Below are 18,842 nucleotides of genomic sequence, written 5' to 3' on the forward strand. Positions count from 1 at the left end.
CGAGATCTACGGAGCTGGCTCGGGGCCTAAGGGCGGATACGGCATCCAGTTACCCGGTCTTGATATGCCTATCAAGATTTTGACAGCGGTCGATACCGTTCGCAATACCACGAACGGCATGAGGGGAATAATACAAGGTCGGATTAGCCCGCAGGGCGTAATCCGACAAGTTGCCTCAGCTAAACCGCAATAAATCCCCGCTGCGGTCGAACGCCAGCAGGTTGTCGATGCGGCCTTGCTCGATGGCCGTCACCATGGCGCGCAGGGGCGCTTCGCATTCCTGTTGCGGCGGCGCGACGCCGTCGCGGCCCGCCAGTCCCGCCACGAAGACCACATCCCAGTGCGTCTGCATCTGTTTCGACTCCTCCTTCAATGTCTCGAAGCTGTCCAGTTCATCGGGCAGCTTGTCGGCGCACATCACGGGCGTGAGGGACTTGCCCTGGCCGCCGGGCTGGGCCTGCGCCTGGGTAAAGGTGAACAGCAGGCGTTGCGGCTGCTCCTGGTTGCGGGCGCTGCGCAGCAGGCTGGCGTAATCGGTAATTGGCATGATGCTCTTTCTCTGTGTTGAACGATGACGACAGGTATACCGCAGCGCCGCCTTGTCGCCCATAGGCAATAGTGACTATCCGGGTGACTACGCGTCTATGCATTCCTGGTGCCGGAAACCGACTTCTTGCCAATACCGCCGGGCACGGCGCGTCGATAGACTGTTTGTATCGACGCGTGGGCCATCCGGCTTGCAGCGTTTTTATGACCTGGCGCCGCTCCTGCGGCGCAATGTGGAGGTAGCATGAGTCACTTTCTGGACCGTCTTAAATTTTTTAGCAAGCCTGCCGAGCCGTTTTCCAACGGCCATGGCACCGTGGTCGATGAAGACCGCACCTGGGAAAACGCCTACCGCCAGCGCTGGCAGCACGACAAGATCGTGCGTTCCACGCATGGCGTGAACTGTACCGGCTCGTGCAGCTGGAAGGTGTACGTCAAGAATGGTCTGATCACCTGGGAAACCCAGCAAACCGATTACCCGCGCACGCGGCCCGACCTGCCCAACCACGAGCCGCGCGGCTGCCCGCGCGGCGCCAGCTATTCCTGGTACGTGTATTCGGCCCAGCGCGTGAAATACCCGATGGTGCGCGGCCGCCTGATGGAAATGTGGCGCGAAGCGCGCAAGACCATGGACCCCGTCACGGCCTGGGACTGGATCAGCCAGGACCCCGTGCGCTCGCAGCAATACAAGTCCATCCGCGGCCTGGGCGGCTTCGTGCGCGCCACGTGGGAGGAATCGAATGAAATCATCGCCGCCGCGAATGCGTTGACGATCAAGAAATACGGCCCGGACCGCATCGTCGGCTTCTCGCCGATTCCCGCCATGTCCATGGTCAGCTATGCCTCCGGCACGCGCTACCTGTCGCTGATCGGCGGCGTGGCCCTGAGTTTCTACGACTGGTACTGCGACTTGCCGCCGGCCAGCCCGCAAGTGTGGGGCGAGCAGACGGACGTGCCGGAATCGGCCGACTGGTATAACTCGACCTATCTGATGGTGTGGGGCTCGAACGTGCCGATGACGCGCACGCCGGACGCCCACTTCTACACGGAAGTACGCTACAAGGGCACGAAAACCGTAGCCATCTCGCCCGACTACGGCGAAATGGTGAAGTTCGGCGACATCTGGCTGGCGCCGAAGCAGGGCACCGATGCCGCGCTGGCGCTGGCCATGGGCCACGTCATCCTCAAGGAATTCCACTCGGAAGGGCAGAGCGCCTACTTCCGCGATTATGCGCGCCAGTACACGGACTTCCCCATGCTGGTGCTGCTCAAGGAGCATAACGGCACCCTGGTGCCTGATTACTTCCTGCGCGCTTCGCACCTGGACAACAACCTCGACGAGACCAACAACCCGGAATGGAAAACCCTGGTCATTGACGAAACCACGGGCGCCATCACCGCGCCGGCCGGCTCCATCGGCTTCCGCTGGGGCGAGTCGGGCAAGTGGAACCTGGAACAGAAGGCCGGCGGCAGCGGCGCGCCCATCGTGCCGATGCTCTCCATGATCAACGACAGCGACGCCGTCACGGAAGTGGGTTTCGCCTACTTCGGCGGCAAGGACGCGTCCGACATGCTGCTGCGCAAGGTGCCGGTGAAAACCATCCGCCTGGCCGACGGCACGACGGGCCTCGTCACCACCGTGTTCGACCTGACCCTGGCCAACTACGGCATCGACCGTGGCCTCGGTGGCGAAAACGTGGCCGAGAGCTATGACGACGACGTGCCGTACACGCCAGCGTGGCAAGAGAAACACACGGGCGTGAAGCGCGCCGACGTCATCACCGTGGCGCGCCAGTTCGCGGAAAACGCGGACCAGACGCGCGGCAAGAGCATGGTCATCGTGGGCGCCGGCCTGAATCACTGGTACCACATGGACATGACCTACCGCGGCATCATCAACATGCTGATGATGTGCGGCTGTATCGGCCAGTCGGGCGGCGGCTGGGCCCATTACGTGGGCCAGGAAAAACTGCGTCCGCAAACGGGCTGGACGCCTTTGGCCTTCGCCCAGGACTGGGTGCGCCCGATGCGCCAGATGAACGGCACCTCGTTCTTCTATGCCCACACGAGCCAGTGGCGCCACGAAAAGCTGGAGACGGGCGATATCGCCTCGCCATCGGCGGCCGGCGGCACGGGCGACCTGACCCTGCTCGACTACAACGCCAAGGCCGAGCGCATGGGCTGGCTGCCATCGGCGCCGCAGCTGCAGACCAATCCGCTGGAAGTGGCCAAGGCCGCTGCCGCCGCAGGCCAGAAGCCGGCCGCGTATGCGCTCGACCAGATCAAGGCGGGCCAGCTGCAGTTCTCGTGCGACGACCCGGACAATCCGGCCAACTTCCCGCGCAATATGTTCGTGTGGCGCTCGAATATCCTGGGCAGCTCGGGCAAGGGCCACGAGTACTTCCTGAAGTACCTGCTGGGCACGCAGAACGGCTTGCTCAGCGACGAAGACGACTGCCTCACGCCGAAACAGGTGAAGGTGCGTCCTGCAGCCGAAGGCAAGCTCGATCTGCTGGTGGTGCTGGACTTCCGCATGTCGACCACGTGTCTGTACGGCGACGTGGTGCTGCCGACGGCCACCTGGTACGAAAAAGACGATCTGAATACGTCGGACATGCACCCGTTCATCCACCCGCTGTCCGAAGCCGTGCAGCCGCTGTGGCAATCGAAGTCGGACTGGGAAATCTACAAAGGCCTGGCCGAGAAATTCTCGGAAATCGGCGGCGAACTTCTGGGCACCCAGCAAGACATCATCCTCACGCCGCTGATGCACGACACGCCGGGCGAATTGGGCCAGCCTTTTGATCCCAAGGACTGGCGCGCCGGCGAATGCGAAGCGATTCCCGGCAAGACCATGCCGAACATGACGGTGGTCGAGCGCAATTACCGCGAGGTGTACAAGAAATTCACTTCGATCGGCCCGCTGCTGGAAACCATCGGCAACGGCGGCAAGGGCATTTCCTGGAAAACGGGGCATGAAGTCGATGTGCTGCGCGGCGTCAACCGCACGGTGCTCGATGAAGGCGTGTCGAAGGGCCAGCCGCGTCTGGACACGGCCATCGACGCGGCCGAGATGATCCTGTCGCTGGCGCCGGAAACGAATGGCCATGTGGCAGTGAAAGCCTGGGCCGCGCTGTCCTCCATCACGGGGCGCGAGCATACGCATCTGGCGCTGCCGCGCGAGCATGACAGCATCCGCTTCCGCGATGTGCAGGCGCAGCCGCGCAAGATCATTTCCTCGCCCACCTGGTCTGGCCTGGAAAGCGAGGAAGTCAGCTACACGGCCGGCTATACCAACGTGCATGAACTGATCCCATGGCGCACCTTGACGGGCCGCCAGCAGTTCTACCAGGATCACCTGTGGATGCGCGACTTTGGCGAGGGACTGTGCGTGTACAAGCCGGCCATCAACACGAAGACGACGGAAGCGCTGCTGGGCACCAAGCCGAACGGCAACAAGGAACTGGCGCTGAACTTTTTGACGCCGCACCAGAAGTGGGGCATCCACTCCACGTATTCGGACAACCTGCGCATGCTGACCCTGTCGCGCGGCGGACCGCACGTGTGGTTGTCGGAGACCGACGCCAAGGCGGCCGGCATCGTCGACAACGACTGGATCGAGGTCTTCAACGTGAACGGCACCCTGACGGCGCGCGCCATTGTCAGCCAGCGCATCCCGGCCGGCATGACGATGATGTACCACGCCCAGGAAAAGATCATCAACGTGCCTGGCGCGGAGATGACGGGCAAGCGGGGCGGCATCCATAACTCGGTGACGCGGGCCGTGCCCAAGCCGACGCACATGATCGGCGGCTACGCCCAGCTGGCGTATGGCTTCAATTACTACGGCACGGTGGGCTCCAACCGCGATGAATTCGTATTGGTGCGCAAGATGAACAAGGTCGACTGGCTCGAAGGCCCGTTGCAGGAACAAGGAGCATAGTATGAAAATCAGAGCGCAAATCGGCATGGTGCTGAACCTGGACAAGTGCATCGGCTGCCACACCTGTTCCGTCACGTGCAAGAACGTGTGGACCAGCCGCGACGGCGTCGAGTACGCATGGTTCAACAACGTCGAGACAAAACCGGGCATCGGCTATCCGAAGCAGTGGGAAAACCAGGACAAGTGGAATGGCGGCTGGCGCCGCACGGACTCTGGCAAGATCGAGCCGCGCCAGGGCAGCCGCTTGAAAATTCTGGCGAATATCTTCGCCAATCCGAACCTGCCCGCCATCGACGAGTACTACGAGCCGTTCACCTACGACTACGAGCACCTGCAAAGCGCACCGCTGTCGCAGACGCCGCCGACGGCCCGCCCGATCTCCGTGCTGACGGGGAAAAAGATGGAAAAGATCGAGTGGGGCCCGAACTGGGAAGATGACCTGGGCGGCGAATTTGCCCAGCGCAGCAAGGACAAGCTGTTCGACAACATGCAGAAGGAGATGTACGGCACCTTCGAGAACACCTTCATGATGTACTTGCCGCGCCTGTGCGAGCATTGCCTGAACCCGACGTGCGTGGCATCGTGCCCGTCCGGCTCCGTGTACAAGCGCGAAGACGACGGCATCGTGCTGATCGACCAGGACAAGTGCCGCGGCTGGCGCATGTGCATCTCCGGTTGCCCGTACAAGAAGATTTACTACAACTGGTCGTCCGGCAAGGCCGAGAAGTGCACGTTCTGCTTCCCCCGCATCGAAGCGGGCCAGCCTACCGTGTGCTCGGAAACCTGCGTGGGCCGCATCCGCTACCTGGGCGTGCTGCTGTACGACGCCGACAAGATCGAGGCGGCAGCGTCCGTGCCGCAAGAGCAGGACCTGTACCAGGCGCAGCTCGACCTGTTCCTCGACCCGCACGACCCGGCCATCATCGCCGAGGCGCGCCGCCAGGGCATCCCGGATCTTTGGCTGGAAGCGGCCGTGAAATCCCCTGTCTACAAGATGGCCGTCGAGTGGAAGGTGGCGTTCCCGCTGCATCCCGAATACCGCACCTTGCCGATGGTGTGGTACGTGCCACCGCTGTCGCCGATCCAGGCGGCCGCCGAATCGGGCAAGCTGGGCGTGAACGGCATGCTGCCCGACACGCAAAGCCTGCGCATTCCGGTGCAGTACCTGGCCAATTTGCTGACGGCCGGCGACCAGCCGCCCATCGTCTCGGCGCTGGACCGCATGCTGGCCATGCGTGCCTACATGCGCAGCAAGACCGTCGAGAAGGTGGAAAACCTCACGGTACTGAAACAGGTGGGCCTCACCCAGGCGCAGGTGGAGGACATGTACCACATCATGGCGATTGCCAACTACGAAGACCGCTTCGTCATCCCCAGCAGCCACAAGGAAATGGCCGAGGACAGCTTCAACGAGAAGGGTTCGTGCGGCTTCAGCTTCGGCAACGGCTGCTCGGACGGCAGCAGCGAGCCTACCTTGTTCGGCAAGAAAAAACACGGTTCGGCCATCTTCATGCAGATGCCGAAGTCGCGCAAAACGGCGCCAGGCGCTTAAGGAGCTGATATGGAACACGCTATGCATCACTACCAAATCCTCTCGCGCCTGCTGCTGTACCCGGAGCCGGAGCTGATCGCGCACCTGCCGCAGCTCGATACGGCACTGGAGGCGACGCCCGAGTGGCAGGCGCTCCTTCGCCCGCTGCTGGCGCACCTGGAAAGCAGCAGCCTGATCGACCTGCAGCAGCAGTATGTGGCCACGTTCGACCGCAATCCCTCGCACTCGCTGCATCTGTTCGAGCATATCCACGGCGAATCGCGCGACCGCGGCCAGGCCATGGTCGATCTGATGGAGGAATACAAGCGCCACGGCCTGCAGATGGTGGGCGACGACTTGCCCGACTTCGTGCCCCTGTTCCTGGAGTTTTTGGCGCAGCTCGATGAGGAAGTCTCGGCGCCGCTGCTGGGCGACGCCGTCCACGTGCTGGCCCACATCGGCCGCAAGCTGACGGCCAACGGCAGCCCGTATGCGCCCGTCTTCACCGTGCTCGAACGCCTGAGCCCAGTGGCGGCCGAAATGCTGGCCGAGCCGCCCGTGCGCGACATGGATGAAGCGCTGGAAACCTTCGGTCCCGGTGCGGACGGCGTCGAGCCGCTGCTGCGCCAAGGCCCGGGCCAGGTCCCGGGCGGCGTCCAGCCCGTGCATTTTCACCCGCAGCCGCGGCGCGCCGCTTGAAGCGCGTCCGCATGAGGAGAGTACATCATGAGTAATTACTTGCATCAATTTGTGTATGGCATTTATCCATACATCGCGCTGGCCATCTTTTTCCTGGGCAGCCTGATCCGTTTCGACCGCGAGCAATACACGTGGAAGTCCGATTCCAGCCAGCTGCTGCACCGCGGCAGCCTGCGCCTGGGCAATATCTTGTTTCACATCGGCATCATCGGCCTGCTGTTCGGCCATGCGGCCGGCTTGCTCACCCCCGTCTGGGTGTGGGATACCCTGGGCGTGTCGCATAGCCTGAAACAGGGCGTGGCCATGGCGGCCGGCGGCGTGATGGGCGGCCTGTGCCTGGCCGGCATCCTGATCCTGCTGGCACGCCGCTTCGGCAATGCACGGCTGCGCGCCGTCACCACGGCCGGCGACAAGCTGGTGATGATGTGGATCTTGCTGACCTTGCTGCTGGGCCTGTCGTCGATTTTTGTGTCGGCCTCGCACATGGATGGCCACATGATGGTCTTGCTGATGAGCTGGGCGCAGCACATCGTCACCTTCCGCGGTGACGCGGCCAGCTTCATCGTCGACGCGCCGCTGGTGTTCAAGCTGCATCTGTTCATGGGTATGTCGCTGTTCGTCATCTTCCCGTTCACCCGCCTGGTGCACGTGTGGAGCGGCTTCGGCGCTGTTGCTTATCTGGGCCGCGCTTACCAGCTGGTTCGCCGCCGCTAAAAAAACGCCATGAAAAATCTGCTGCGCGTAGCGATTTGCGGCCTGCGATGCTCACTGTGCATCCGCACAGCTGCGCTTCTCAGCCGCAACTCATCTCCGCTCGCCACGATTTTTCAGGCTATTTATGGAAGGAAAGTAAGATGGGAATCTCCGTCAATGGCATCGATATCGACGACGCCGACATCGCGCAGGAACTGCTGCATCACGACAGCGCCGGCAATCCCTTGAAACAGGCCGTGCATGAACTGGTGCTGCGCCGGCTGCTGCAAGACGAGGCCGACCGCCTCGGCGTGCAGGGCGGCAGTCTTGACGACCGCATCGAGGCGCTGTTCGCGCAGGAAGTGCGCGTACCGCCCGCCGACGATGCCGCTTGCCGCACCTTCTATGCGCAGCGCCCGCAGCTGTTTCGCAGCGGGGCGCTGGTCGAGGCGCGCCATATCCTGTTCCAGGTGACCCCGGAAGCGCCTTTGGAGTTGCTGCGCACGACGGCGCAAGCCGTGCTCGAGGCCCTGAAACTGGCGCCCGAGCGCTTCGGCGAACTGGCGGCGCAGTATTCGAACTGCCAGTCGGGCGCCCTGGGCGGCAGCCTGGGCCAGCTGTCGCCGGGCCAGAGCGTGCCGGAATTCGATGCGCTCGTGTTCCGCCTGGAAGAGGGCGCGCTGGCCGGCCATTTGCTGGAAACGCGCTTCGGCTACCACATCGTGCAGGTGCAGCGCCGGGTCGAAGGCCAGGCCATCCCGTACGAGGCGGTGCAGGCGCAGATCGCCGACCGCCTGGCGCGGGCGGCGTGGCAGCGCGCCGTGCACCAGTATCTGCACTTGCTGGTGGGGCAGGCCGAGATCGCGGGCATCGAGCTCGAAGGCACGGCCAGTCCGCTGGTTCAGTAAGTAGAAATGCGTAGGCCGAAAGGCGTAGGCCGCTAGGCCTTCTGGGGCGCAGCCAGATCGTGCCCCAGCCTTTACAATGGAAACAGAAACAGGAGTAGCATCATGGGTAGCGGCAAGTTGCAGGACCGTTTTGGCCGATCGATCGACTATGTGCGGCTGTCCGTCACCGACCGCTGCGATTTGCGCTGCGGTTATTGCATGCCCAAGGGATTTCGCGGCTTCGAGGAGCCGAAGGACTGGCTGACGTTCGACGAAATCGAGCGCCTGCTGGGCATTTTCGTGCGCCTCGGCACGCGCCGCGTGCGCTTGACGGGCGGCGAACCCCTGTTGCGGCGCAACCTGCCGCAGCTGGCGCAAAGGCTGTCCGCGCTGCCTGGTTTGGACGATCTGTCGCTGTCGACCAACGCCACCCAGCTGGGCAAGCATGCCGTGGCCTTGCGCGCGGCCGGCGTGGACCGCATCAACGTCAGCCTCGATTCGCTCGACCGCGCCTGCATGCAGCAGATCACGGGGCGCGACAGCCTGCAGCCCATTTTGGATGGTCTGATGGCGGGCAAGGCGGCCGGTTTCGACCCGATCAAGATCAATATGGTGGCCATGCGCGGCGTCAATGACGGCCAGATCGAGGCCATGGCGGCCTTCTGCATCGAGCAGCAGTTCATCCTGCGCCTGATCGAAGCCATGCCGATGGGCAGCACGGGCCGCAATGCCAGCTACATGCCGCTGGGCCCCGTGCGCGAACGCCTGGCGGCCCGTTTTGGCCTGGTGCCGCAGGCGATGGAGTTGGGGGGAGGGCCGGCGCGCTACATGGGAACCCCTGATGGGCGCTCGAGCATCGGCTTCATCACGCCCATGTCGCAGCATTTTTGCGCCACCTGCAACCGCGTACGGCTGTCCGTCGATGGTACCCTGTACCTGTGTCTGGGACAGGAAGAGAAATTCGCGTTTGGCCCCATGCTGCGCGGCGGGGCCACGGATGCGCAGATCGAGGCGGCGATCCGCGCCGCCATCGAACTCAAGCCGCAGCAGCATGATTTCAATACGCAGCCAGACAAGATTATCCGCTTCATGGCACAGACGGGCGGCTGAGTGGAGGTGTCACTGCCGGGGTCAGATCCGCCGGGTCTGACCCCGGATCTTTGCCTGTGGGCGGGGTGATGTCGCTGACTTGACTGCATAGGGGCCACAAACAGGCATTTATTAGGGGTAGTATGAAATTCAAGGCGATGTTTTCCTCCTGGCAGAAGCTGTCGACCAAGATCGTCGGCGCGCTGCTGCTCATGCTGGTGCTGGCCTTGAGCGCCATCGGCTGCACCCTGTTTTTGTCGTGGCAGCTCGAAGGCAGTTCGGCCGCCATCAACGAGACGGGCCGGCTGCGCATGCAGACCTACCGCCTGACACTGCTGCTTGCCAGCGACGCCCGCGAGCAGGCGCGCCAGCAAGTGCTGCTGATCGACGAGACCCTGGCCAAGATCGGCCACGGCGACCCGCAACGTCCCCTGTTCCTTCCCCCCAGCACGGCCATCAAGTCCGAATTCGAACGCATCGGCGTCGCCTGGCGCAGTGCCTTGCGTCCGTCCGCGCTGGCCGCCGATTCCGTTGTGCGCGCGCGCCAGTTCGAGCATGACGCCGACACGTTCGTGGGACAGGTCGACCAGCTGGTGCGCCTGATCGAGCACGATAGCGAACAGCGCACCTTCTGGCTGCGCGCCTCGCAGCTGATCCTCGTCGGCATGGCCGTCATCGGCACGGTCAGCATGATTTACCTGATGTTCATGCTGATCATCGAACCGGTCACGCGGCTGCGCCTGGGCATGCAGCGCATGAAGGAGCGCGATTTCAGCGTGCGCCTGGCCGTCGAGAGCAATGACGAATTCGGCCAGCTGGCCAGTGGCTTCAACCAGATGGCCGACCGCCTGCAGGCGCTGTACGGCAACCTGGAAGAGGGCGTGCGCAGCAAGACGGCCACGCTCGAATACCGCAACCGCGAGCTGGCGCTGCTGTACGAAAGCGCGGCGTTCTTGCAGCGCCCGCAACCACTGGAAGACATCTGCGGCGGCTTCATGCAGCGCATCGTCGATTATTTCGAGGCCGACGGCTCCACCGTGCGCGTGCTCGACGCCGAGCGGGGCAACCTGCACATGGTGGTGCATACGGGCCTGTCCGAGGAGCTGGTGGCATCCGAGCACTGTCTGAAGGTGGGCGACTGCCTGTGCGGCACGGCCGTCGAGATGAAGGTGGCGAAGGTGCACGACATGCGCCGCATCGACAAGGCGCACGAGTTGCGCTGCCACCGCGAGGGCTTTGCCACCGTTTCCGTCTTCCACATCCATGCGCACGAACAGCATCTGGGCTTTTTCAACCTGCATTTCCGCCATGCGCGCGTGTTTTCCGCGCGCGAGCTGGCCTTGCTGGAAACGCTGGGCCAGCTGCTGGGCATCGCGCTGGAAAACCTGCGCCTGGCCGCGCGCGAACGCGAGATGGCCATTTCCGAAGAGCGCAACCTGGTGGCGCAGGGCCTGCACGACAGCATCGCGCAAAGCCTCAACTTCCTCAACCTGCAGGTGCAGATGCTCGACGATTCGGTGCGCAATGCGCGTTTCGAGGAGGTGGCGGGCATCGTGCCGGCCCTGCATGCGGGCGTGAAGGAAAGCTACGAGGACGTGCGCGAACTGCTGGCCAACTTCCGCAGCCGCCTGATGGAAGATGATTTGATCGGCTCCCTGCGCGCGGCGCTCGACAAATTCCGCCGCCAGACGGGCATCGACGCCGAACTGCTGGCCGACGTCGACGGCGCGCCATTCCCCCGCGAGCAGCAATTGCAGTTATTATTCATCGTGCAGGAAGCGCTGTCGAACATCCGCAAGCACGCGCAGGCCAGCCATGTCGAGGTGCGCCTCGCCGATCACCAGGATTTTACGCTGACGATCAGCGATAACGGCGTCGGCTTCGACGCTGCCGCCGTGCTGGAAAAGGGCGACAGCCATGTCGGCATCCACATCATGCGCGAGCGCGCGCAGCGCATCGAGGCCACGTTCGACGTGCATGCCTGCCCCGGCGGCGGCACGACCGTCGAACTGCATCTGTCGCGCGAGCAGCGCCGCGCCGCCTGAGTAACTACCTGAAAGCAAAAAAAATGGAGACAAGCGATACACCGATTACCGTCATGCTGGTGGACGACCACGCGCTGTTCCGCAGCGGCATACGCTCGCTGCTGCAGCGGCACACGGAGTTTGCCGTCGTCGGCGAGGCGGCCGATGGCGTGGAAGGCATCAAGCGCGCCATCCAGCTGCAGCCCGACGTGGTGCTGCTGGACCTGAACATGGCCGGCATGTCCGGCGTGGAAGCGCTGCAGCTGATGCAGCACGACTGTCCCGATACGGCCATCGTCATGCTGACCGTGTCGGAAGACGCCGAAGACCTGGCCACTGCCCTGCGCGCGGGCGCCTGCGGCTATCTGATCAAGAATATCGACGCCGACTACCTGGTGCGCGCCATCCGCCGCGCGGCGGCCGGCGAAGTCGTCATCGCCGAAGCGATGACGGGCAAGCTGGTGGCGCAGCTGCAGGCGGGCACGCGGCGCGAGGAACCCGTGTCGGAACTCGACAAGCTCACGCCGCGCGAAAAGGAAATCATCGACTGCCTGTCGCGCGGCGAGAGCAACAAGGGCATCGCCCGCACCCTGGACCTGGCCGAAAGCACGGTCAAGATCCACGTGCAGAACGTGCTGAAAAAACTCAACCTCACCAGCCGCGTGCAGGCGGCCGTGTACGCGGTCGAGCACCGCCAGGGCAAGTAGCCCGGTAGTCGCGGTCTGACCCGCCGGCTCAGACCGCATTGCCATTCTCTCTCTAGTTCTTTTTGCCGATGGCGGTTCCTGCGCTTTTAAAGTAGTATATTGAATATATCTTTAAAGGCGACTCCATCATGGCCATCACCCCGATCAGCGAACCTTCTTCCTCTCCCGCCGCCCCTGGCGCGGCGCCCTGGCAAGCCGGCCACGCCGTCTGGCAACTGGGTTTCCGCCCGTTTTACCTGCTGGCGGCCGTGTTTGCGGCCATCAGCGTTCCTCTCTGGCTGGCCAGCTATTTCGGCATGCTCGGGGGCGGCCTGCGCGTGGGCCTGGGCTGGCACATGCATGAAATGGTGTTCGGCTTCGCGCTGGCCGTCGTCGTCGGTTTCCTCTACACGGCGGGGCGCAACTGGACGGGCTTGCCCACGCCGCACGGCGCTCCGCTGATGGCGCTGGCGGCGCTGTGGCTGGCGGGACGCGTGGCCATGCTGTGCGGTCCCGGCCTGTTGCCGGCGCTGGTCGACTGGCTGTTCCTGCCGCTGGCCGCCTGGCCCCTGTACCAGGTGCTGCGCCGCTCGGGCAATACGCGCAACCTGTTTCTCGTCGGTCTGCTGGCCTTGCTGGCGCTGGCCAACGGCCTGTTCCACGCGGCCGTGCTGGGCTGGCTGCCGCTGTCGCTGTTTGTGCCGGTGCAGGCGGCCATCTTCATCATCGTGCTGATCGAATCGGTGATCGGCGCGCGCGTCATCCCGATGTTTACCCGCAATGGCGCGCAGGGCAGCACGCCGGTGGCCAATCCGCAGCGGGCCTTGATTGCCGTGGCCTGCATGGCGGCCGCCGCGATCGCGTGGCTGGCCGGCGCGCCGGCCTGGCTGACGGCGCCGCTGGCCTTGTGCGCGGCAGGCGTGTCGCTGGCCAATCTGCTGGCCTGGCAGCCGCAGCGGACCTTGCGCGTGCCGTTGCTGTGGATTTTGCACCTGTCGTACGCGTGGATCGGCATCGGCTTTGCGCTGCTGGCGGCCGCCAGCCTGGGTCTGCTGCCAGCCAGCGCCGCCTTGCACGCGCTGACGGTGGGATCGATGGCGGGCCTGATCATCGGCATGATGACACGCACCACTCTGGGCCATACGGGACGTGCGCTCAAGGGCGGCAGGGCGGAAGCGGCGATGTACTGGCTGATCCAGCTTGGCGCGCTGGCGCGCCTGCTGGCCGCCGTCGGTCCCGCTTCGCTGTCCATGCCGCTGCTGCTGGCCGCCTGCGCGTGCTGGTCGCTGGCCTTTGGCCTGTATGCGTGCGTGTATGCGCCTTATCTGTGGCGCGCCAGGGTGGATGGCCGCGAAGGCTAGCCTGGCGTCAGAACGGGCGCCAGGCCAGCAGTTTCTTGATTTCCGGCGTCCAGTAGGACAGCGATTCGCCCACGACGAATAGCAGCATGCCCAGCATGAAGGCTCTCAGCAGCAAATCCCTGCACCAGATCATGGCGTCTCCTAAATTTTCATATTGGCAAGTCTATCATTGGCATGCGCTGCCATGTTGCGTTTCTGGCATGGCCGGCTGGCCGGGCGCCTGCGTCTGTGCCGTGAATGCGGCGACGGCATCGATGGCGTGCGCCAGCGCCTGTTCCAGTGCATCGAGCGCGGCAGACGCATCGTCGCCCGCGTGCAGCAGCTGTTCGGCCTGCTGTGCGGCTTGCAGGGTGGCCGGCAGGGCCAGGCTGCCTGCCACGCCGGCCAGCTTGTGCGCCAGCGCGGCGGCGTCGCCGCGTGCATTGGCCGCCAGCAGCGCGCGCATGGCGCCCACCGTGTTGCGGTAAGTGTTGCCGAAGTGCGACAGATGCTGGCGGTAGGGCGCTTCGTCGAGCCACTGCGCCATCCCTTGCGCCAGATCGATCACGGGCGCCGCGCCGCCTGCCCGCGAAGGGGGCGCCGCTTCGGTCGCTGCCGGCGGCAGGGCCGGCAGCCCTTGCGCATGGCGCCGGTGTGCGCTGGCGATCAAGGCGATGGTCTGCGGCACGTCGAACGGTTTGCTGATGAAATGGTTCACACCCGCTTCCAGCGCCGCCGCGCGCTGTGTCCGGAACGCCCCGGCCGTCAGGGCCACCACGGGCAAGTCCTGAAACTGCGGCAGCTGGCGCAGCGCGCGCGTCGCCTGCAAGCCATCCATGACCGGCATCTGCACATCCATCAGCACGATGTCGACGTCGGACGGGTGGGCCAGCAGCCAGTCCAGCGCCTGCTGGCCATCGCAGGCGAACGAGGGCAGGGCGCCCTGGTCGCACAGGATATGGTTGACCACGTCGCGGTTGATGTCGCTGTCGTCGACCACCAGCACGCGCACGCCGGCCAGCACGCGTGCGTCCAGCGCCGCGTGGCCGGCGTCCAGGCCGGCCGCTTCTGCACGCCGCTGGCGCGCTTCCATCGTCGCGTTGTACAGGCTGGAAGCCGTCACCGGTTCGTTGAGGACGGCATCGGCCGGATTGGCCGGGTCCGTATGGCGGCGCGCGGGCGCCGTCGCCGGCGCGCCGCTGGCCGCCAGGATCACGATGGGGCAATCCTGCGGCGGCAGGTGCTCGCGCAGCGCGCGCGCCGTGGCTTCCCCGTCCAGGTCCGGCATGCGCGCGGCCAGCACGATGACGCCGGGCCGCGCGTCTTCGGCGCAGGCCAGCGCATGCTCAAGCGCCGCCTGGCCGCCGGAGACGGCATGCACGCGCCAGCCCAGGCCCTGCGCGATGGCGACCACGGCGGCGCGCGAGTCGGCCTTGCCATCGGCCAGCAAGACGCGCAAGCCCTGCATGTCGGGCGAGGACGGGGCGCTGGCGGGCATCAGCTGCAGCGGCACCGTGAAACTGAAGGTGCTGCCCTGGCCCGTGACGCTTGTCAGGCGCATGGCGCCGCCCATCAGGCGCACCAGCTGGCGGCAGATGGTCAGGCCCAGTCCCGTGCCGCCGAAGCGGCGCGTGGTGGAGCTGTCGGCCTGGGCGAAGGCGGAAAAGATCGCCTCCTGCACCTCGGGCGCGATGCCGATGCCCGTGTCGCGCACGCTGAAACACAGCACCGCGGCGTCGCCGTCGCGGCTCTCCAGTACGCTCGTCAGTTCGACCGTGCCTTGCGCGGTGAACTTGATGGCGTTGCTGATCAGGTTGACCAGCACCTGCTCCAGCCGCAGCGCGTCGCCCATCACCCGGTCGACGCCATCGGGCAGCGGCCCGATGCGCACTTCGATCGGCTTGTCATGCGCGGCCACGTCCATGCTGGCGGCGATCTTTTCGATCACGTCGGCCAGGCGGAACGGCGCCCGTTCGATGGTCATGTGGCCCGCCTCGATTTTCGATACGTCGAGCACGTCGTTGATGATGCCCAGCAGGGACTGGCCGGCGGCGCGGATCTTGCGCGCCATGAGCAGCGCTTCGCCATCGAGGCCGTCCCGTTCCAGCAGCCAGGCCATGCCGAGGATGGCGTTGAGCGGCGAGCGGATTTCATGGCTCATGTTGGCTAGGAATTCCGCCTTGCTGCGGTTGGCCGATTCGGCCGCGTCGCGCGCCAGCAGCATGGCCTCTTCGGCCTGCTTTTGCGTGGAAATATCCTGGGCAAAGATCAGGGTCGCCGGTCCATCCTTGAGCATCACGCGCGTGGTGGTCTTGAACATGGGCACGGGCAGGCCCTGCTTGCCCAGGCCGACGGCCTCGAACACCTGTTCGCTGGGCGAATCGGCCTCGATCAGCGCTTCATTGGCGGCCAGCGCCGCCAGCGATGGCGCGGAAATCATGGCGGACCAGGGCAGGCCGTTCAGATTGTCGTCCGCCGTGTAGCCGTGCAGCCTGCGGTAACGGGGATTCGAGTAGATGAAACGGCCGTGGCGCAGGATGGCGATGGCCACGGGCGCGTCTTCGATCAGGGTGCGAAAGCGCGTTTCGCTGTCGGACACGGCTTGCATGGCCTGGCGCTCGCTTTCCTGCTCCGCATGCCAGGCAGCCTGCTGCCTGCGCCGCCGCTGGCTCCAGAACAGCAGGCTGGCCGCGGCCAGCGCCAGCACGGCAAAGGAAAGGACGTAGCCGAGCGCCTGGCGTTGCAGCGGGGCCGCGATGGCCGCTTCTTCGCGGCTCAGACCGATGATGAGGGCGCGGTCCATGTGCAGGGCCGGCGGGGCGATGGTCGCCATCGACATGACGCGGGCGGCGGGGGCGCCGGCGATGTCGACGCCGCTCAGCACGCCCGCCTGATAGCCGCTGTCGCGAAAGCGCCGCAGGAAGCTGCCGGGGACGTCCATATTGGCGCCATTGGCGGTCCTGGCCGGGTAATTCAGGAACTGCCGGCCATCGCCATGCAGGACCACGGCCCAGACGTCGGGGGCGTACATGGCGGTGCGGAACTTGGCCGTGAAGTATTCGGGGGCGAAGGTGGCCACCACCACGCCGGCAAAGCGGCCCTGTTTGTCCTGCACCATGCGCGACGCCGTGATGACCAGGTCGCCCTTGAAGGTATGGAAGGGCGCCGAGATGTACAGCATGCGCGCATCGGGGGCGTCGCGCGCCGTCTGAAAGTAGCCGCGGCGGGAAAAATCCTGGTCCGCCAGTTCCGCGATGTTGGTGGCGACCGGCTTGCCTTGCGCATCGATGACCAGCATGGTGCGCACGCCAGGCATGGCGTCGACCAGCGCGGCCAGGCGCCGCGGCAGCGCTTGCCCGGCGTCGGGCGCGGCGCCGGCGGCAAGATAGTCGCGGATCACGCCGCTCAGCACCAGGTTGGTCGCCTCCAGGTCGACTTCGATATTTTTTGCCAGCAGCGCCGTCAGCACGCTCAGGCGCTCGCGTTCGGCCGCGTCATGGCGCGCGGCTTCGGCCAGATGCGCGTAGGCGAGGGCGGCAGCAACGATGAGCAGCCCGAGGAGCAAGAACAGCCATTCGATCCATTGTCTGCGCACCGCCGCCGCATCTGTGTGATAGGTCATGTGGCGATGCTATACCCGATATGGATGGAGAACAACTTTTGCGCACAACTATGCATGCGATAGTGTGGTCAATTTGCCCCCAAGGGACAGGGGCAGGTGCAGGCGGAAGACGGCGCCCTGGCCCCGCGCGGATTCCACGCCGATGCTGCCGCCCATCAGTACGACGAGCTGGCGCGCGATGGCCAGGCCCATGCCGGCGCCGTCATGGGCGCGGCTGGGCGAGTCGTCCGCCTGCGAGAATTTGTCGAAGATGACGCCCTGCTGCGCCTGCGCAATGCCGATGCCCGTATCGCGCACCTCGATCTGCAGGTGCGCGCCGCTGTGCCTGACGTGCACGTCGACCCGCCCCGCAGCCGTGTAGCGGATGGCGTTATCGAGCAGGATGTCGAGCACGCGCACGAGGCGGACGCGGTCGCAATCGATGCTCGGCGGCGTGGCGGGCGCCACGTGCGCGGCCAGCTGCAGGCCCTTGTCGGCCGCGCGCGGCCGGTGCGGCGCCAGCGCCAGTTCCAGCAGCTGGTCCAATGGCGCGGCGCTGGACTCCAGCCTTACCTGGTCTTGCTCGAGCGCGCTCAATTCCATCGCCGCCTCGACCATGGCCAGCAACTGGCGGCCGCTGTCCTGTATCGTTCGCGCATAGGCGGCCTGTTCCGGCTGGCGCAGCTGTTCCTGCAGCAGCTCGGAAAAGCCGAGGATGCCGTTGAGGGGCGTGCGCAATTCATGCGACATGTTCGACAGGAAGCGCGACTTGGCCTCGCTGGCGGCGATGGCCCTGGCGCGGCTGTCGACCAGGCGGCCGATCAGCAGCACCAGCGCGGCCCACGACAGCACGATCAGCGCGCTCGTGATGGCCGCCATCAGCAAGGCCTGGTCGCGGCGCGAGACGTAGTCGGCCAATACCGTGTCGCGGTCCAGCCCGACCAGCATGTACAGCGGGTAGCCGGCCAGTTTTTCGAACGCGTAAAAGCGCAGGACACCGTCGACGGGACTGCGTTCGGTGAAGCCGCCCCGCGTTTTACCTTGCATCAGAGAAAATACCTTGCTGCCGCCGATATCCTGGCCGATGGTGTCGACGGCACCGACCCGGCGCGCGCGCAGCACGCCGTCGTTGCCGACCAGTTCGGTGGAGCTGTTGTCGCCCAGGTCGACTTCGTCGTACAGGCGGGTAAAGTAATACGGGTCCATCGAGACCACCACCACACCCTTGAAGCGGCCATCGGCATGGTTGATGCGGCGCGTCATCTGGATCGACCATTTTTTCGATACGCGGCCCAGCACCGGCTTGCTGATATACAGTTCGCCGCTGTCGCGCTGCATGTGTACCCGGATGTGCTCGCGGTCGGCCAGGTTGGTGGGCTGGAAAGGGCGGCTCGACAGCACCATGTCGCCCTGTTCGTCGACGATGGTAAACAGGTTGTACAGTGGGCCGGGATTGAGGCCTTGCCGCAGATCGGCCACGATGTCGAGGCGGCTGCCCAGCGCCTGGTAGCGGCTGCGCAAATACGTGGCCGCCTGATCCGCCGCCTCGATCGTGCGGATTGCGTGCTCGTCGAAGACGCGCGCCATGCTGCGCGCATCGCGCCCGGCGCCGGCGATGGCGGCGTCGTAGGCGTGCCGCAGTTGCAGCATGGTGATGCTCCACAAGCCCGCCAGCAGCATGGCCATGAAGAGCGACAGCAGGGTGCGCGTATCCCAACGCTCCCAACGCGCCCAGGCCATGGCCTTCCAATATGTGTGCTGCCGCATACCACCTCCGCAAGGTCCGCCAGTGGTGCCGTTGTG

The 18,842-nt window shown here is 65.1% G+C and carries 13 protein-coding genes; 9 read left to right on the forward strand and 4 right to left on the reverse strand.

Annotation, left to right across the window (positions count from 1 at the left end):
* Nucleotides 1-175: 175 nt before the first annotated feature.
* Nucleotides 176-547: a ribonucleotide reductase subunit alpha gene (locus CBW66_RS25005; protein WP_086140066.1), complete on the reverse strand. Its 372-nt coding sequence runs from the start codon at nucleotides 545-547 to the stop codon at nucleotides 176-178.
* A 243-nt stretch (nucleotides 548-790) separates the two neighbouring features.
* Between CBW66_RS25005 and CBW66_RS25010 the strand changes: the two genes are divergently transcribed.
* The 9 genes from CBW66_RS25010 (at nucleotide 791) to CBW66_RS25050 (ending at nucleotide 13,459) form a co-directional block, all read left to right on the forward strand.
* Complete coding sequence (locus tag CBW66_RS25010; RefSeq protein ID WP_086140067.1) at nucleotides 791-4,489, forward strand: nitrate reductase subunit alpha; 3,699 nt, start codon at nucleotides 791-793, stop codon at nucleotides 4,487-4,489.
* Nucleotide 4,490: 1 nt separating this feature from the next.
* Entirely contained in the window at nucleotides 4,491-6,041 is a 1,551-nt protein-coding gene (gene narH / locus CBW66_RS25015) for a nitrate reductase subunit beta (RefSeq protein ID WP_086140068.1), read from the forward strand.
* Nucleotides 6,042-6,062: 21 nt separating this feature from the next.
* A complete protein-coding gene (narJ, locus tag CBW66_RS25020; RefSeq protein ID WP_086140069.1) occupies nucleotides 6,063-6,719 on the forward strand; it encodes a nitrate reductase molybdenum cofactor assembly chaperone in 657 nt (218 codons plus the stop codon).
* Between the two features lie 27 nt (nucleotides 6,720-6,746).
* Nucleotides 6,747-7,433, forward strand: a complete 687-nt coding sequence (narI, locus tag CBW66_RS25025; RefSeq protein WP_086140070.1) for a respiratory nitrate reductase subunit gamma — start codon at nucleotides 6,747-6,749, stop codon at nucleotides 7,431-7,433.
* 140 nt (nucleotides 7,434-7,573) lie between these two features.
* Entirely contained in the window at nucleotides 7,574-8,320 is a 747-nt protein-coding gene (locus tag CBW66_RS25030; protein WP_086140071.1) for a peptidylprolyl isomerase, read from the forward strand.
* Between the two features lie 102 nt (nucleotides 8,321-8,422).
* Nucleotides 8,423-9,409 (forward strand): GTP 3',8-cyclase MoaA, encoded by a 987-nt coding sequence (gene moaA, locus CBW66_RS25035; RefSeq protein WP_086140072.1) that lies wholly within the window; start codon nucleotides 8,423-8,425, stop codon nucleotides 9,407-9,409.
* A gap of 122 nt (nucleotides 9,410-9,531) precedes the next feature.
* The gene (locus CBW66_RS25040) at nucleotides 9,532-11,433 is read left to right on the forward strand and encodes a type IV pili methyl-accepting chemotaxis transducer N-terminal domain-containing protein (RefSeq protein ID WP_086140073.1); all 1,902 of its coding nucleotides are present in this window, start codon (nucleotides 9,532-9,534) and stop codon (nucleotides 11,431-11,433) included.
* A 23-nt stretch (nucleotides 11,434-11,456) separates the two neighbouring features.
* A complete protein-coding gene (locus CBW66_RS25045; protein ID WP_086140074.1) occupies nucleotides 11,457-12,119 on the forward strand; it encodes a response regulator in 663 nt (220 codons plus the stop codon).
* A 128-nt stretch (nucleotides 12,120-12,247) separates the two neighbouring features.
* The gene (locus CBW66_RS25050) at nucleotides 12,248-13,459 is read left to right on the forward strand and encodes an NnrS family protein (RefSeq protein WP_086140075.1); all 1,212 of its coding nucleotides are present in this window, start codon (nucleotides 12,248-12,250) and stop codon (nucleotides 13,457-13,459) included.
* Nucleotides 13,460-13,466: 7 nt separating this feature from the next.
* On the opposite strand, the gene CBW66_RS29735 is transcribed toward CBW66_RS25050, so the two are convergent.
* From CBW66_RS29735 to CBW66_RS25060, 3 genes are read right to left on the reverse strand one after another with little or no spacing between them, the layout of a single operon-like run.
* Nucleotides 13,467-13,592 (reverse strand): hypothetical protein, encoded by a 126-nt coding sequence (locus tag CBW66_RS29735; protein WP_257218121.1) that lies wholly within the window; start codon nucleotides 13,590-13,592, stop codon nucleotides 13,467-13,469.
* Nucleotides 13,593-13,625: 33 nt separating this feature from the next.
* Complete coding sequence (locus CBW66_RS25055) at nucleotides 13,626-17,060, reverse strand: response regulator (RefSeq protein WP_086140076.1); 3,435 nt, start codon at nucleotides 17,058-17,060, stop codon at nucleotides 13,626-13,628.
* A 48-nt stretch (nucleotides 17,061-17,108) separates the two neighbouring features.
* Entirely contained in the window at nucleotides 17,109-18,779 is a 1,671-nt protein-coding gene (locus CBW66_RS25060) for an ATP-binding protein (protein ID WP_086140077.1), read from the reverse strand.
* Between the last annotated feature and the right edge of the window lie 63 nt (nucleotides 18,780-18,842).

The organism is Janthinobacterium sp. GW456P, assembly GCF_002127655.1.
Classification (GTDB): Bacteria; Pseudomonadota; Gammaproteobacteria; order Burkholderiales; family Burkholderiaceae_D; genus Janthinobacterium.